Origin of the sequence: Paraburkholderia sediminicola (assembly GCF_046026855.1) — a bacterium.
Lineage (GTDB): Bacteria > Pseudomonadota > Gammaproteobacteria > Burkholderiales > Burkholderiaceae > Paraburkholderia > Paraburkholderia sediminicola_A.
On sequence record NZ_JAQQET010000010.1, the window covers coordinates 63734 to 78983 of the forward strand.

The 15250-nt window shown below is 62.0% G+C and carries 13 protein-coding genes; 3 read left to right on the forward strand and 10 right to left on the reverse strand.

The features are described from left to right. Window positions 1–51 precede the first annotated feature (51 nt). On the reverse strand, window positions 52–1230 hold the full coding sequence (locus PQR40_RS13135; RefSeq protein ID WP_408509133.1) for a DUF1700 domain-containing protein: 1179 nt from the start codon (window positions 1228–1230) through the stop codon (window positions 52–54). After that, the gene (locus PQR40_RS13140) at window positions 1227–1568 is read right to left on the reverse strand and encodes a PadR family transcriptional regulator (RefSeq protein ID WP_408229196.1); all 342 of its coding nucleotides are present in this window, start codon (window positions 1566–1568) and stop codon (window positions 1227–1229) included. The genes PQR40_RS13135 and PQR40_RS13140 overlap by 4 nt, the downstream gene beginning before the upstream one ends. 513 nt (window positions 1569–2081) lie before the next feature. Between PQR40_RS13140 and PQR40_RS13145 the strand changes: the two genes are divergently transcribed. Then, a complete protein-coding gene (locus PQR40_RS13145; RefSeq protein ID WP_408229470.1) occupies window positions 2082–2858 on the forward strand; it encodes a class II aldolase/adducin family protein in 777 nt (258 codons plus the stop codon). A 22-nt stretch (window positions 2859–2880) separates the two neighbouring features. Then, on the forward strand, window positions 2881–3807 hold the full coding sequence (locus tag PQR40_RS13150) for a 2-hydroxyacid dehydrogenase (protein ID WP_408509134.1): 927 nt from the start codon (window positions 2881–2883) through the stop codon (window positions 3805–3807). Between the two features lie 19 nt (window positions 3808–3826). Here PQR40_RS13150 and PQR40_RS13155 read toward each other — a convergent pair whose 3' ends face one another. Then, a complete protein-coding gene (locus tag PQR40_RS13155; protein ID WP_408229202.1) occupies window positions 3827–4795 on the reverse strand; it encodes a LysR family transcriptional regulator in 969 nt (322 codons plus the stop codon). A 197-nt stretch (window positions 4796–4992) separates the two neighbouring features. On the opposite strand from PQR40_RS13155, the gene PQR40_RS13160 reads away from it, so the two are divergent. After that, window positions 4993–6303, forward strand: a complete 1311-nt coding sequence (locus PQR40_RS13160) for an MFS transporter (protein WP_408229205.1) — start codon at window positions 4993–4995, stop codon at window positions 6301–6303. Between the two features lie 36 nt (window positions 6304–6339). On the opposite strand, the gene PQR40_RS13165 is transcribed toward PQR40_RS13160, so the two are convergent. From PQR40_RS13165 to dapA, 7 genes are all read right to left on the reverse strand, one after another. Next, the gene (locus tag PQR40_RS13165) at window positions 6340–7035 is read right to left on the reverse strand and encodes an SDR family NAD(P)-dependent oxidoreductase (RefSeq protein ID WP_408229208.1); all 696 of its coding nucleotides are present in this window, start codon (window positions 7033–7035) and stop codon (window positions 6340–6342) included. A 45-nt stretch (window positions 7036–7080) separates the two neighbouring features. Beyond that, entirely contained in the window at window positions 7081–7848 is a 768-nt protein-coding gene (locus PQR40_RS13170) for a DeoR/GlpR family DNA-binding transcription regulator (protein WP_408229211.1), read from the reverse strand. A 150-nt stretch (window positions 7849–7998) separates the two neighbouring features. Beyond that, window positions 7999–9186 carry a sialidase family protein gene (locus PQR40_RS13175; protein ID WP_408509135.1) on the reverse strand — a complete coding sequence of 396 codons (1188 nt, stop codon included), beginning with the start codon at window positions 9184–9186 and terminating at the stop codon, window positions 7999–8001. A 25-nt stretch (window positions 9187–9211) separates the two neighbouring features. Continuing rightward, window positions 9212–10627: a sodium:solute symporter family protein gene (locus tag PQR40_RS13180; protein WP_408229217.1), complete on the reverse strand. Its 1416-nt coding sequence runs from the start codon at window positions 10625–10627 to the stop codon at window positions 9212–9214. A 128-nt stretch (window positions 10628–10755) separates the two neighbouring features. Beyond that, window positions 10756–13086 (reverse strand): 4-hydroxythreonine-4-phosphate dehydrogenase PdxA, encoded by a 2331-nt coding sequence (pdxA, locus tag PQR40_RS13185; protein WP_408509136.1) that lies wholly within the window; start codon window positions 13084–13086, stop codon window positions 10756–10758. After that, window positions 13083–14252, reverse strand: coding sequence for an iron-containing alcohol dehydrogenase (locus PQR40_RS13190; protein ID WP_408229223.1), 1170 nt, complete (start codon window positions 14250–14252; stop codon window positions 13083–13085). Before PQR40_RS13190 ends, pdxA begins: the two co-directional genes overlap by 4 nt. A gap of 64 nt (window positions 14253–14316) precedes the next feature. Then, entirely contained in the window at window positions 14317–15204 is an 888-nt protein-coding gene (gene dapA / locus PQR40_RS13195; protein ID WP_408229226.1) for a 4-hydroxy-tetrahydrodipicolinate synthase, read from the reverse strand. Window positions 15205–15250: the final 46 nt, after the last annotated feature.

The window sequence follows — 15250 nt, forward strand, 5'->3', positions numbered from 1 at the left end:
TTTCCTTTTCATCGAATGAGGATAGAGACGTCAGTCAACCAGCGCCGTGCCTCAGGCGGATTGCCCTTCGTCGAGTCGGGCAGTAATAAGATCGAGTTGCCGCTGAACGTAGCGGACGAGAGCGCGCCATGTAATGCGCGTCAACCACAAACACAGCCATAAGCCGACAATGCCGGCAACCAGCATTGCAATTCCGTAAATCATCGCGCCGATGCCTGAGCCATGCGACCCGACGATCACGAGGCCGTCTGAACCGTCCTTGATCGAGATATGGTCACGATCGAACACGACCGAATCCGAGCCGCTGTGGACCGCCATACTCTTGCCGCTGCCGTCCTCGCCTTGCACGAAAGACACATGGTCGCCGTGGTTCCTTATGTCCCACGCCATCGACTTCGCACCGGTTCCGATACGCGCCACCGCTATGTGGTCCCCTTCGTCATCTTTAAGATCGAGCGCAACGATGTCCGCGGATGCGATAGACCATGTGCCGTCCGGCTCGACCGTGAACAGATCGCGCGCGCCGCCAACGGAATTGATCTTGAGTTTGCCTTCGTCATTCTTCACGTCGATCGGACCGGCACGCGTTACGATGGAAATCCGTGTCGCTGCATCCGGCCGCAGCAGGAAACGGTCGCCGACCACTTTGAATACTTTCATATTGGCTGTTGCGAGGCGCACGTCGCCTTGCGCGGAAGAGTCATCCGCATCGTCGTCCGCGTCGTCATCGTCTTTCGCCGCTTTGTCGTTACCTTTGCCGCTCGCTTGCTGATCCGTTATCCGGTCACTGCTCTCGAAGCTGAACGGCACCGAATGGAACGATGGCCACCCGAACATGTGATGACTGCCGAGCGCGATCACCGTCACCAGCCCGGCTACCGTCAGCGCACCGGAAACCGCGTAGCCGATCGTCAAAATCAGCAGATAGAACATGAACGGGATCAGCAACAGCAATTGCAGCAAACCAAGCCCCGCAATCGACGCGACCACCCGCATCAGATTGCCGAACGAGCGCCGCGTTTCCCACTGACGGAATGTCGCCTGCGCCTTCAGTTCGCGTGCGAGCTTCACCGGGTCACCGAGCGCTGCGACCACATCTGCCTCACTGCGGCCCGCTGCGAGCGCGTCGCCGAAATACTCGCGATAGTCGGCAACAATTTCGTCGACCACCTGCTTCGGCAAACTCCGCAGTTCGTGGCGCAATTGCTGGATGAATGCGTCCTGCGTCATTGCTTTTCCCCTGTTCCTGAGCGTGTACCGGACAAGGCCAGCACACCGTTGACTTCATCGACAAAACTGCGCCATTCGCCTTGCATTTCCGCCAGGCTGCTGCGGCCTGCCGCCGTCAGCGAGTAGTATTTGCGCGGCGGCCCCGAGCTGGATTCGACGAAATAGGTCGACACCCAGGCCTCGGCCTGCAGCCGGCGCATCAACGGGTAAATCGTGCCCTCGCTGATCTCCATGGTTTCGGATAGCGTTGAGACGAGCTCGTAGGCGTAGCTGTCACCGCCGGCGAGGACAGCTAACACGCACATGTCGAGGGTTCCCTTCTTGAGCTGCGTTTTCATTCAATTCCATTACATTAGCGTGCATGGCACGGTACCTTGCTATGCACTGGTGCGAAACGCACCGATCCACGTGATGTGGAACGAACTCTAGCACTCAGTACTATTCAATGCAAGGTACTGTTTTATGCACAGGACAGACAAGCTGACCAGATCACCGCGGAAAAACCCATGCGCCGGGCCGTCCGGCCCCGTCCTCCGCCGAGGTTGGACGAGCCATCAACCGGAAGAAGCCGCCCACCGGAGCGGCCGCCCGACCATTCGCTGCATTAATACAAAGGATTAGAAAACAGACTTTTACTTATTGTTTTTGGCTTCCGATAAAGGCACCAGGCCATGCGCGCAATGGTTGCGGTCATGCTCTGAAATCACGCCACCCAATATTTACGCCGCTAATGATCAGCACTGGAAAAATGAAATTGACGGACACTGACACGCTAACGAACACTACGCGTACGACAGCAAGCGAGAACCAGGGAGTCTTCTGACATGCAATCCACGCCCACACCCGATCGAATGAGCGATACGCCGGCGCCGCTCGACGCCGAACAGCAGGTACGCGAGGAACTGGCGGCGCTCTACCGGCTGGCCGCTCACTTCCGCATGACCGACATGATCGACACGCACATCACAGCGCGCCTGCCCGGCTCGCCGGGCGAGCCGCCGGCATTTCTGATCAACCGCTATGGCGTGCTGTTTCATGAAATGCGCGCGTCGGATCTCGTGAAGATCGATCATCTCGGCAACGTGATCGACAAGCGGGCGCGCAGCGAACCGGCACTGTTTCGTGTGAACGCTGCGGGGTTCACGATTCATTCAGCCATCCACGCGGCACGCGACGATCTGCATTTCGTGATCCATACGCACACTGCCGCCGGAACAGCGGTATCGGCTCAGGAGCAAGGGCTGTTGCCGATCAGTCAGCATGCTTTGAAGTTCTACGGCAAGCTCGCGTATCACGATTACGAAGGCATCGCGCTCGAACTCGGCGAGCGCGAGCGCCTGGTGCGCGATCTCGGCTCCTGCAAGGCGATGATCCTGCGCAATCACGGGCTGCTAGCGGCAGGCGCCACGGCGGCCGAAGCGTTCCACGAGATCTATTTCCTCGAGCGTGCCTGTCAGGCGCAAATCCAGGCGCTGGCCGGCGGCAGCGCGCTGCGCATTCCGCCGCGAGAAGTGTGCGAGTTGACCGCGAGCCAGTTCGCGCGCGAAGACTCCGCGGAAATCTCAGAGTTGGCGTGGCACGCGGCGTTACGGTTGATCGACGACCCGCAATCCGACTACCGCAGCTAGGCCCGTTCTCCGATTCGATGCAATGACCAAATTAGTTCTGATGAGCCGTGACTACGACATGTCACATCTGGTGCAGCCGATTCTGCGCGCCGCCCCTGAATTCGATGTCGTGATGCACGGCGAGCAGTCCGCCGCCGATGCTGACATCGCCGTGTGCTGGAACCCGCCGGCCGGCGCACTGGCGGCGCTGCCGAAACTGCGGCTCGTGCACAGCATCGCCGCGGGCGTCGACAATATCCTGTCCGACCCTGCCCTGCCCGCCGTGCCGCTGTGCCGCGTCGTCGATCCGCAGCACGCACGCGGCATGAGCGAATTCGTTACGTGGGGGGCGCTGCACTTTCATCGTCAACTCGATCGCGTGCTCGCCAATCAGCGTCTCGACCGCTGGTTCCGGCACGAACAGCGTGACGCTTCCGAATGTGCCGTCGGCATCATGGGACTGGGAGAAATCGGCAGCCGCGTCGCCACGGACTTGCAGCGCTTCGGCTTCGCGGTGCGCGGATGGGGGCGCAAGCCTCGTGAACTGCCGGGCGTGACGACCTTTTCCGGTCCCCATGAGTTCAAGCCGTTCCTCCAGGGGACGGACATCCTCGTGTGTCTCCTGCCGCTCACGCACGAAACCCGCTGGATTCTCAACGCGAACACGTTCGAACACTTGCGGCCGGGCGCGAAACTGATCCACGTCGGCCGGGGCGAACATCTGGTGCCCGCGGACCTGATCGCCGCGCTGACGAGCGGGCAGATCGGCGGTGCGATCGTCGACGTGTTTCCGACCGAACCATTACCCCGCGAAGATCACCTATGGCGGGCACCGAATCTGATCGTGACGCCTCACATGGCGTCGGTCGCAAGCTCGGAAACGATCGGCACGCAGGTGGCGCACAACGCACGCAGGCTGATCCGCGGCGAACCGCTGCACAACGTGGTCGACGTCACGCGCGGCTATTGAGTGCAGCTATTGAGTATGGCTATTGCGCGCCGCGCTGACGGTCAGCGCCTTCCGCCTGGCCGTCGATGAACACATTCAGCGCATCGATAAACGCGGTTTCAGCAGCGCTCAGCTTGCGGTCCAGTGACCACAGCATGTAAATATCGAGGTCGGCTACACCTTCATCCGGCGGGAGCCGCTGAAGGCGGCCTTGCGCGATGTCGTCGCGCACGACGTGTTCCGGCAGGCAACCGATGCCGAAGCCCGCGAAGATGAAACGCCGCACCTCGGTCATGCTCGACGACGAGCCGACCACACGCCCCGTGAAGCCCATCTCGTCACGAAAGAAGGTGAGCGGCGACATGTGGTCGCCGACTTTGTCGCCGGTGAAGGAGACGAACTTCTCGCCGGCCAGATCGGCGACCCGAAGGTCGCTGCGCCCAAAGAGCGGGTGATGACGTCCGCAGAAAAGTGCATACCGTTGACGCAGAAACACGCGGCTGTCGACCCGTTTAGGTAACGCGCGCCGCGGCGTCAGTCCGAGCGTTGCGGACTTTTGCTGGAGACTGTTCACCACGTCGGCGCTGCGCATTGCCTGGCTTTCGAGTTCGATACGCGGATACGTGCGATGGAACTCCGCGAGAAACGTGTCATAGGCCGGAAAATCGATTCCGCTGACGGTGCTCACGCGCACCATGCCGGAGATATCGTGACCGCGATCCACCTCGGCAAGCGACAGACGCGAGATCATGCCGTACACGTCCTCAGCAATCTGCTTCACTTCGATACCGGCCTGCGTGACCTCGATGCGCGGGCCGTGGCGATCCACGAGGCGCAGTCCCAACTGTTCCTCCAGCCGACGCAAGGCCTGGCTCACCGCAGGCTGCGTCAGATGCAGCTTCGTTGCCGCGCGACTCACGCTGCCTTCTTTCGCAATGGCGAGAAAAGTACGCAGCAGGTTCCAGTCAAGGCGGTCGTTCAGATAGGTGTCCGGGCGGTCTTTGCTCACGACAGTCTCACTTTTTTCATCATCCGAAAAAATTATACTGAGGATCGGGGCTAGAAATGAGACTTATTGTTTTTGATCAGGGCGAGCATTAGCCATTCTGATAGTGAAGATTAAAAATGCGAATTTTGCGGGCGTATTTCGGCGACCGATAAAGACAGCAGTCAAGCCAACGCTGCTCGTCCATCAACAGGATTCCCATGTCCCATTCTGAACAGACTCATCAGCCCGTGCGCGCCGCCACTGCGGCTTTTATCGGCACGGCCGTCGAGTTTTACGACTACTACACCTACGCGACCGCCGCCGCGCTCGTGCTCGGTGACGTGTTCTTCCCGAGCAGCAATCACTTTCTGAGTACGATGGCTTCGTTCGGCACGTTCTTTGTCGGCTTCATTGCGCGCCCATTGAGCGGCGCGGTATTCGGGCATCTCGGCGACAAGCTGGGCCGCAAGAAGATGCTGCTGCTGACCATGTTCCTGATGGGGATCGCCACGACCGGCATCGGCCTGCTGCCCGGCTACAGCAGCATCGGCATCTGGGCGCCCATCTCGCTCGTGCTGTTGCGGATTCTCCAGGGTATTGCCGTGGGCGGCGAATGGGGCGGCGCAGTACTGATGGCGAGCGAGCATGCGCCAACCGGCCGCAAAACGTTCTTCGCGTCGTTTCCGCAGATGGGCAGCCCGGCCGGGTTGATTCTTTCCCTCGTATCGTTCCGGCTCGTCACGTCGCTCGATCACGAGAGCTTCGTTGCGTGGGGCTGGCGCTTGCCGTTTCTCGCCAGCTTCGTGCTGCTCCTGATCGGCATGGCGATCCGCCTCGGCGTAAAAGAGTCGCCCGAATTCGAGCAGCTTCGCAAGAATCGCGAGGTGCTGAAGTCGCCCGTCAAGGAAGTGCTGAGCACCGCGTGGTATCCGATCGTCATGGCGGCCATGGCGACGACGATCGGCTCCGCCGGGTTCTTCTTCACCAACACGTTCATGATTTCGTATGTCACCGGTTATCTCGGCATGTCGAAATCGTTCATTCTCGATTGCCTGTTTGTCGTGACCCTCATCCAGTTGGCGTCCCAGCCGATTTCGGCGCTGTTGGCCGAGCGGGTTGGCGAGACCCGCTTTCTGACCTGCGCCGCCCTGCTGTCCATGCTCACGCCCTACCCGATGTTCCTGCTCGTCAAGACGCAAAACCCCGTCGCGATCGTGGCAGGTATCTCGCTCGCGGTGGTGGTTCTGTCCGCCATCTATGCGGTCATCGCCGGTTTCATGACGCCGGCATTTCCCACGCAGGTCCGGTACTCCGGCATTTCGATTGCCTATCAACTGTGCGCGACGATCGCCGGTGGGACGACGCCATTGATCGGCACGATGCTCGCGCAGAACTACAAGGGCGAGTGGCTGCCACTGGCGATTTTCTTCAGCATGCTTTCGGCTGTGTCGCTGGTTGGAATCGTGGGACTCGGGCGTTATCGCAAGGGGATACGTTCGGAGGGATCGGCCGCGGTGCTGGCCAATTAGCAGCCTGATGAAGCGTCGCAGATCGAGCTCAGGGCACTAAAGCGACGAGCCCCCGCACATCACGATCTGCTGCCCGGTAATCGCGCCCGCATCGGCGCCGAGCAGGAAGGCGGTCAGCCCGGCCACTTCCGACGGTTTGACGAAGCGGCCGATCGGCGGCAATTTCGGCGGTGTGCCGGCACGCGCGGGATGAGTGAGCAGCGGCGTATCGGTGGCGCCTGGCGCCACCACATTGACGGTGATGCCGCGCGGTGCGAGCTCGGCGGCCCAGGATCGGGCCATGCCGACCAGCGCCGCTTTGGTCGCGGCGTATTGACTGCGGGTGGCGGCGCCGTTCGCCGTCCGGCTGCCGATCAGCACGATGCGGCCACCGGCGGACAGGTTCGGCAGCAACGCATTGGCGAGAAAAGCGGCCGCGTCGACATGAATCCGCCACATCGCCGCACCGTCATCGGCGGCCAGTTCGCCGAGTGGCGCGGTGCGCATGAATCCCGCCGCGTGCACGAACGCGTCGCACGCGCCGATTGCGTCCAGAGCCGGCTTGAGCGTGGTGAAGTCAGTCACGTCGACGGGCACGATAGTCAAACGTTCGACGGTTTGCGTTGCCGGTGTCCGGCACAAACCCGTCACGCGCCATCCGTCCGCTAGCAGGCGTTGAACGATCGCCTCGCCGATTCCCGACGACGCCCCCGTCACCACCGCATGCTTTTGCACAACAGATTCCGCTGTCACTCCGTTTCTCCTCGAAAATAGGTCACGGAGAAACATCGCGAACGCTTATCGAACCGCCGCGGTCTCCACCGTCACCTCGCCTCGTTCGTCGAACAAGGCCAGTTCCTGCGGCTCTGCCGCGTTGTCGGTAATCAACGTCCAGTCGCGCTCGAGCGGCGTCCAGTGCTGCTGGCTGGCTCGGCCGAGCTTGTCGGCGGTGACCAGCACAAACACGCTCGCCGCCTGACGGATCACGCATTCCTTCAGATAGGCCTGCTCGGCGGTCGCCTCACACAGACCACGCGTGGCCGTCACGCCGTCGGCACCGAGAAATGCCTTGTCGAAACTCAGGCGGCTTAGCGCAAGCTGCGCCAGCGGCCCGAGCGTACTCATGCTCGACGAGCGGATATCGCCACCGATCAGCGTCACCCGCAGCTTGCTGGAGGCCAGCGCGCCGACCACCAGCAGGTTGTTCGTCACGACATGAATCGAACGATGCCCGACCAATTGCCGCGCAAGTGCCGCCGTGGTCGTCCCGCCGTCGAGAAACAGCGTGTCGTCCTCCTGGACATGCGCGAGCGCCGCGCGCGCAATCGCATCCTTCTGCTCACGAAAGCTCTCGCTGCGCTCGTCGAGCGAGGCTTCCGGTTCGTGAGCGCTAACCGCCGCCGCCCCGCCATAGGTGCGCAGGATCTGGCGGTCATCCGCCAGCGCCCGCAAATCGCGCCGCACGGTCGCCTCGGACATGCCGAAGTGCTCGCACAGCGTACCGACATCTGTCATCCCGCCCAGCACAGCGTGAAGCATCGCCTCGCGGCGTTTCGCAACTTTCATGGTCTTGGATCGGAGGAACCGGTTAGGCGACAGCGCGCCATGAGCGCGCGAAAAAGTGTGCCTAGTGTAGCGAATTTCCATTCGTACGCCGTGTCCCTTTCCGGTCCGCTCAAAACCGGCTCTTCCAGCCTTACTGTGTCGTTGATGGTATCAACCGCGCACCCATGACTCGTCGACGCTCACGTATTTGATCCGTTGACGGAAGTACGTGAAAGCAATATGCAATGCACCGTCGGCCGATTGCACGATAGACGGGTACGAATACTCGCGGTTACGCTGCTCGGCCGAGTTATTCGTCAAGCAGTAGCCGTCGCCGATTTCCAGATTGCGCCAGCGCGCCCACGTGCGGCCGCCGTCTTCGGAAATTGCCAGTGACATCGGGCTTCGCGGCGCGCCCCAGAATGCACTGCCGTGCGCCGACGCGCTCTGATCGCGCAACTCGCCGCTGTCTTCGGAATCTTCGATATCGTCGTACAGCGAGGCACGCCGCCCGGTGCTATGCGACGCGTCGCTCTCGTTGAACACCAGAGCGAGATGGCCGTTCTTCAGCGAGACGAACTGGATCGACGAGTTGTTGTTCGGCAGCGTGGTCGCTTGCGGCGCGCTCCATGTGCGGCCATCTTTCGAGCGGCTCGCGTAAACAAAGTCCGCCCAACGGCTGCGAAACAGGGCAAGCAAGGAGCCGTCTGCGAGCACCTGCACGTTCATATGCACGCAACCGACGCTATCGGGCACCGCATGCTCGCGCCACGAGCGTCCTTCGTCTTCTGAGATCAGCACGGCGCTGATGTCGTTGTTGCCGACCCAGCGCTCGCCGGGCTCGGTCCGGCACATAAACACCGGGCACAACCATGCACCGTCCGGCAGCACGACGATCGGCTGACGCACGAAGGTACCCGCCCGGTCGAACAGCGTCTCGATCGGCCCCCAGGTCGCCCCGCCATCGGACGAGATGCGCCGCCGCACGATCGCGGTGTTCTGATGCCCGGACAACTGCGCGGTATAAGTCAGCCACAAGCGGCCATCGGGCGCGGTGAACAGCACGGGGTTCTGCTCGGAGCGCGTCGGGTCGTTCGACAGTTTCTCGGGCTCGGACCAGACATCGGTGCCGGCACGCAAGCGCGACATATAGACCGACACGTCGGGAATACCTTCCTGAGTCCCGCCGAACCAGACGCACAACAGATCGCCGTTGGGCAGCACATGCAGATTCGCCGCGTGGTTCTGCACGCACGGGGATGGCAAATACGCATCGTGCCGCTGCGCGTCGGCATACGCTACGCGCACGTGGCTATCCCACGTCGCCGAGATCGGGGCTTCTGCGAGGATGGAAGTCATCCAGTGTTCTCCTGATTACGTCACTTCAATGTGATTGGAGGCGCTCGCCGTTGGTGCCGACGGGCTTCGAACCCGAAGGGAACAGCAGCTTTTCCAGCACGATAACGATTGCCGGCGTTACGAGCGACACATACATGTTGTCGATGCCGAACGGATTGCCGAGCAGATACCACACTGTCGTCGAGATTGTCGCGATGATCAGCGCGGCCATCGCGCCACGGCTGCTATTGAAGAAAGGCAGATAGATGCCGATCAGAGCCACCACGGACACCGTCAGACGCAAGGCCCGCGTGAAGAACGACAGCGCGAGAATCTGCGGCACGAACAGCACGAACAGGAGCGGCACGAGTCCGACGACCAGCGAAATCCAGCGTGTCATGCGCAATTCGACATCCGGCGCCGGGTTGTAGCGCGGCACATAGAAATCCTTCACGACCAGCGAGGCGATTGCCAGCGCCACCGTGCATACGCTGACGAAAATCGACGCCACGAGCGAGGTCGTCACCACACCGGCCAGCAGCGGATTCATATGCTGCAGAAACACCGGCAGCGCATAGAGGCTCTTGATGTTGGGAAACAGAAACTTGGCCGACACGCCGAGAAAGCCGAGCGCGAGCGAGATCGGCACGCATAACGCCGCGGCAAGCAGCGACGCGTTGCGCGCCGCCGCCGGTGAACGGGTAGCGGAAATCGCCTGAATGATGAACTGCGTCGAGAAGATCGCGCCCGCCGTGCCGATGATCCACGCGCCGATCGTACCGTTGCTGAGCGAGCCGTTCCACGTGAAGTAATGCTCGGGCATTTGCGCCATCATCGGCTTGATGCCACCGGTCATTTGCCAGGCCACGTACACCAGAATGGCGATACCGATCAACTTGACCGCGCTATGCACGATCGTCAGATACGCAACGCTCTTCAATCCGCCCCATGCGAAATACACCGTGCTGACAATCGCCGTGATCACGGCGGCGGTCGGCAAATTGATGCGCATCACCGTCGAAATCGCCGCCGCGCCGCTCACATAATTGCCTACGTTCACGAGAAACAGCGCGTAGATCATGATTGCCGAGACGACGAGCTTCGCGCGCTTGCCGTACTTCATGGCAATGAAGCCGGAGATCGTGAATTCGCCGGAGCTGTAGAGGCGCTTGGCCATGAACAGACCGAAAAACAGAAAGCCGATCGAGGCCGCGATCACCGACCACGACGCCGCGATACCGGCACTGAACGCTTCCTGCGAGGTGCCCACCGTCGACTTCGCGCCGATGAATTCCGACATCAGCAACACCGCGACGACCACGGCCGGCATCGAGCGCGACGCCACCATGAACTGTTCGGAATTGCGGCTGCGCAGCTTGACGCTAAACCAGCTGGTCAGAAGAATGTAGATCACAACCATCCCGATGATGATCGCTGTGTCCCAGAAGCCAAACGTTGCCATGGTGTCTCCAATATATTTTAACGACGTCTTCGCATCGAAAAATCCGGCCGCCGGGCGTGTACCCGCCTTCTCGACGGCCGAGAATCTGTTGCCGCCGCGGCGGCCCTGTTCTGCCGGTTCGCGTGCGCTCAGGCTTCCAGTTCGGAGCGCCGCGTGGCGAGATCGAGTGCCTGCTTCAGCGCCTCGAGCATGCTGCCTTCGTCGGCGATACCCTTGCCGGCGATGTCGAACGCAGTACCGTGATCGACCGAGGTGCGAATCACCGGCAGACCGACTGTCACGTTGACGCCGGCTTCGAGGCCCATCACCTTGACCGGGCCGTGACCCTGGTCGTGATACATTGCGACCACCACATCGAAGTCGCCGCGGCCGGCCCGGAAAAACAGCGTATCGGCGGGCAACGGGCCTTCGACATCCCAGCCGCGTGCCTGTAGCACCTGCACGGCCGGAATGATCTTTTCTTCTTCCTCGCCGTAGCCAAACAGACCGTTCTCACCCGCATGCGGGTTGATCCCGCAAACGCCGATGCGCGGATTGTCGATACCGGCGCGCACCAGCGTTTCATGCGCCCGCTCGATGGTCCGTTGCACGAGACCCGGTTCGATACGGCGAATGGCGTCCAGCAAACCGATGTGGGTCGTCACGTGAATCACGCGCAGCTTCGGCGCGACGAGCATCATCGACACTTCGTCGATACCGGTCAGATGCGCGAGCATCTCCGTATGCCCAGGGAAAATGTGGCCGCCTGCGTGCAACGCTTCCTTGTTCAGCGGCGCCGTGCAGATCGCATCCAGTTCACCGGCCGAGGTCAGTTTGACGGTGCGCGCGATGTACTGATACGCCGCATCGCCCGCGATCGCCGAGAGCTTGCCGTACGGCAGATCCGCGGGAATCAGACCGAGATCGATGCAATCGACCACACCGCATTCGAAGCCGGCATCCGCGGGACTGTCGATCGAGCGCACCTCGAGCGTGACGCCCGCGCGCTTGCCCGCATCGCGCAGACGCGCCGCGTCGCCGATCACGAGCGGGCGGCACTGTTCGTAGACGGAGGCATGGGCCAGCGCCTTCATGACGATTTCCGGGCCGACGCCGGTAGCATCGCCCATGGTGATGCCGATAACTGGACGATAGGTCATTGTGGTGAGTCCTTTGATGGTGGCCTCATGAGGCCGGGCAATGCGTTGAACGCCGGCGAGTTTTCGCCAGGCAAGATGAAGCGTGCCGGGATGGCCGAAGCCGCCCGCTTTGGTGACGACGCAAAGGCGGCGGCCGTTGTGATCCGCGTGCAGCAGCGGTACCCCGCTTTCGATTTCTTCGACGATTCGCAACTGGCCGATGCCGGCAGCGGACAACAATGCGCGTGCAGTCTCTCCGCCGGTGGCGATCACGCTGCCGGCGAACGGCAATGCCGGCGTGAGCAGCGCCGCGAGACGCTGACAAAACAGAAGCCCGTCGGCGACGCTCGTGCGATCGGACTGGCTCAGCGAGACGACAACGTGCCGCCCCTGTTGAAGCGCTTCGCTAACCTTGCGTGTGAGATTCGCATGCGCTTGCGTCAGCGGTTCGGCAAGCAGCGTCCTCGTGTCGACTTCGAACGAAACAAGCGTGTTACCCGCTTCTGTTTTAAGCCGCTCGACCTGCGTATGCGAAACGCTCGACATGCTGCCGACCACGGTCAGTACCGGTTGACCCGGCGTGTGATGTGCCGGTGCGGCGGGCGTCGTGGCCTCAGCCAGATTCAATGCACTCATCAGGTCGCGCGCCAGCCCCGCCGAGCCGACCCAGAACACGCCGCGCAACGGCGCGGACGCGCGGGCGATCCGCTGCAGGTCGTCTTCCGTTTCGCTGTCGCACACCACCGCCTGAACACCCGCGTGACGCAACGTATCGAGCCGGTCGGTCAGCACAGCATTGCCCGAACGAACCTCGGCCAACGTCAGCGCAACGGTGCGCATGCCGTATTGTTCGAGCATCGCCGGAATGTTCGCCTTGCCGCCGATCCCTTCGTTACGCCACACTTCCGTTTCTTCCACCGCCACGCCGTTCAGCCATTGGCGTGCGTCGCGTGTCGTGCGGCCGGCGGCCGGAAACGCCGGCGCCACGATCGCCATGCCGGTGAGCGGCACCAGTGCCGCCACTTCAGCGGCGAAGTTGCCGCGCAACGTTGAATCGACCTTCTTGTAGAGCTTCGTCTCCGGGTGGCCGAGTTCGCGCCACACGTCTGCGTTACTGCGTGCCGCTGACGGAGCGTCGAGCCGGCGCGAATCAGCATCCACGGCAAGCACATCGACCGTGTCGCCTGAACGGCTCGTTCCGGTTGCCGAATGCGCGTGCGCATCCAGCGTCACGACGCTGCGCAAGCCGAGGCGTGCACCTGTCACGGCGCAGTCGGCCGTGCCCGACAGATCGTCGCCGATGATCAGGAGCCGCACGCGGCGTTCGCGAGCGATGGTCATGGCAGCAGGCGGCGATAGATCGCCTTCATGTCGTCGAGCGAAAGCGGCTTCGGGTTGTTGCCGAGCAGCCGTTTGACTTTCGCCGCCGCCACCGAAAGCGCATCCAGATCGTCTTCGCTAACGCCGAACTTACGCAGATCCTGGGGAATATCGACGGCCGCCGTCCATTCATTGATGCGTTCGATCAGCTTCTGCGCGGCGGTCTCCTGATCGTCGTCATGCGCGCAGAGCGACAGCGCACGCGCAACGTCGGCGAGGCGGCCCGCGCATGCGTCCATGTTGAACGCCATCACGTGCGGCAGCAGCATCGCGTTCGCCACGCCGTGCGTGATGTTGAACATGCCACCGAGCGGATACGCAAGCGCATGCACCGCAGCCGTGCCGGCTGCCGTCAACGCGAGGCCGCCGTACATCGAGCCGAGCATCATGGCCTCACGTGCCTTGATCGATTCGCCGTGCTCGTAGGCTTCGATGATGTTCGCGCCGATCAGCCGCATCGATTCCATCGCGAACATGTCGCTGACCGGATTGGCCTTGGTCGAGATATACGACTCGAGCGAGTGCACAAACGCATCCATGCCGGTCGCCGCGGTGATTGCCTTAGGCAATTTCAGCGTCAGAGCCGCGTCGAGAATGACGATTTGCGGTAACAGATGACGGCTCACAATGCCGACCTTCAGTTCCTCGTCCGGCAACGTAACAATTGCATTGGGCGTCACTTCCGAACCGGTACCCGCGGTAGTCGGCACGAGAATCAATGGCACGCCCGGCTTTTTGATCAGATCGATGCCGAGCCATTCGCGCAGCGGCTGCTCATTGGTCAAGCGCACGGCAAACAGTTTGGCGGCGTCGAGCACGCTGCCGCCGCCGATCGACAGGATCGCGTGCGGCGCGAACGGCGCGATCTGCTCGCTGAACACACTTTCCACGTTGCCAATGGTCGGCTCGGGTTCTACATCGCGCACGATCAGCACTTCGATGTCCCTGGCGGCGAGCGCGGCCGTCACGCGATCGATCACGCCGAGCGCCTCCATCGCGGGCTGGGTGATCAAGGCAATGCGTTTGACCGGCGTATCGAGCAAGGCAAGTTTGTCCGCCAGCAGGTCAAGGCTGTGTGCGCCGTGCACGATGTGCTTGACGGTCTGGAAGTGATAAGTCGTGGTCATGGCGGTATGTCGTGGGCAATAAAGTGGCGTAGCCGATTTGCTTCTCAGTGCGTTTCAACGCGTTTCAGCGTGACTCGCGGTACACCGCGAGCGCCTGTTCGAGACGCGCGCGAGCCTGCGCATCCAGCGGCTGCGCGGGCGCGCGCGCCGGACCCGCCGGCATGCCGAGCATTTCCGCCGCGGTCTTCAGCACCACCGGCATCGTGCCGAGCGCGAAGGCGTCGCGCAGCGCGCGCAGCGACTCCTGCGCCTTGCGGGCGGCCGCGATATCGCCGGCCTGAAAGTGCTTCCAGATCGACGTGACGACACCCGGCACCGCGTTAGTGGTCGCGGCCACTGCGCCGTCGCCGCCTGCGATCAGGGTCCACAGAATCATCGAGTCGGTGCCGGTGAATACCGCGAAGTCGTCGCGGCGCAGATTGATCAGTTGCAGCAGACGATCGAAGTCGCCGCCGCTGTCCTTGATGCCGCGAATGTTCGGAATCTCGGACAGGCGGCGCACTGTGTCGACAGTCAACGTGACGCCGGCCTTGGCGGGAATCGTGTAGAGCATCACCGGCAAGGTGGTGGCCTGCGCGATCCGCTCATAGTGCGTGAACAGTTCCTGCTGCGTCGCGCCGTTGAAATATGGCGTGATCACCGAAACCGCATCCACCCCCACGTCGAGCATCTTGCTGTTCAGATCGATCACGTCGCGCGTGGCGTACGCTCCGGTACCGGCAATCACCGGCACACGCGAGCGCGCCTGGTCGACCGCAATCTTAGCGATCCGCAGCTTCTCCGCTTCGTTCAAAGCGATGAACTCGCCATTGGTGCCGAGCACGAACAGCGCATGCACCCCCGCCTCGATCAGGCGTTCGATCAGCGTGCGCAACCCGGCTTCATCGACTTCTTCCGATGCCGTCATCGGCGTGATAAGTGCAGGAATGATCCCTTTGAACAAGACTGTCATGCTCGACTCCACTTCTACGAAGGAAGGCCCGAGGTTTTCCTTTGAG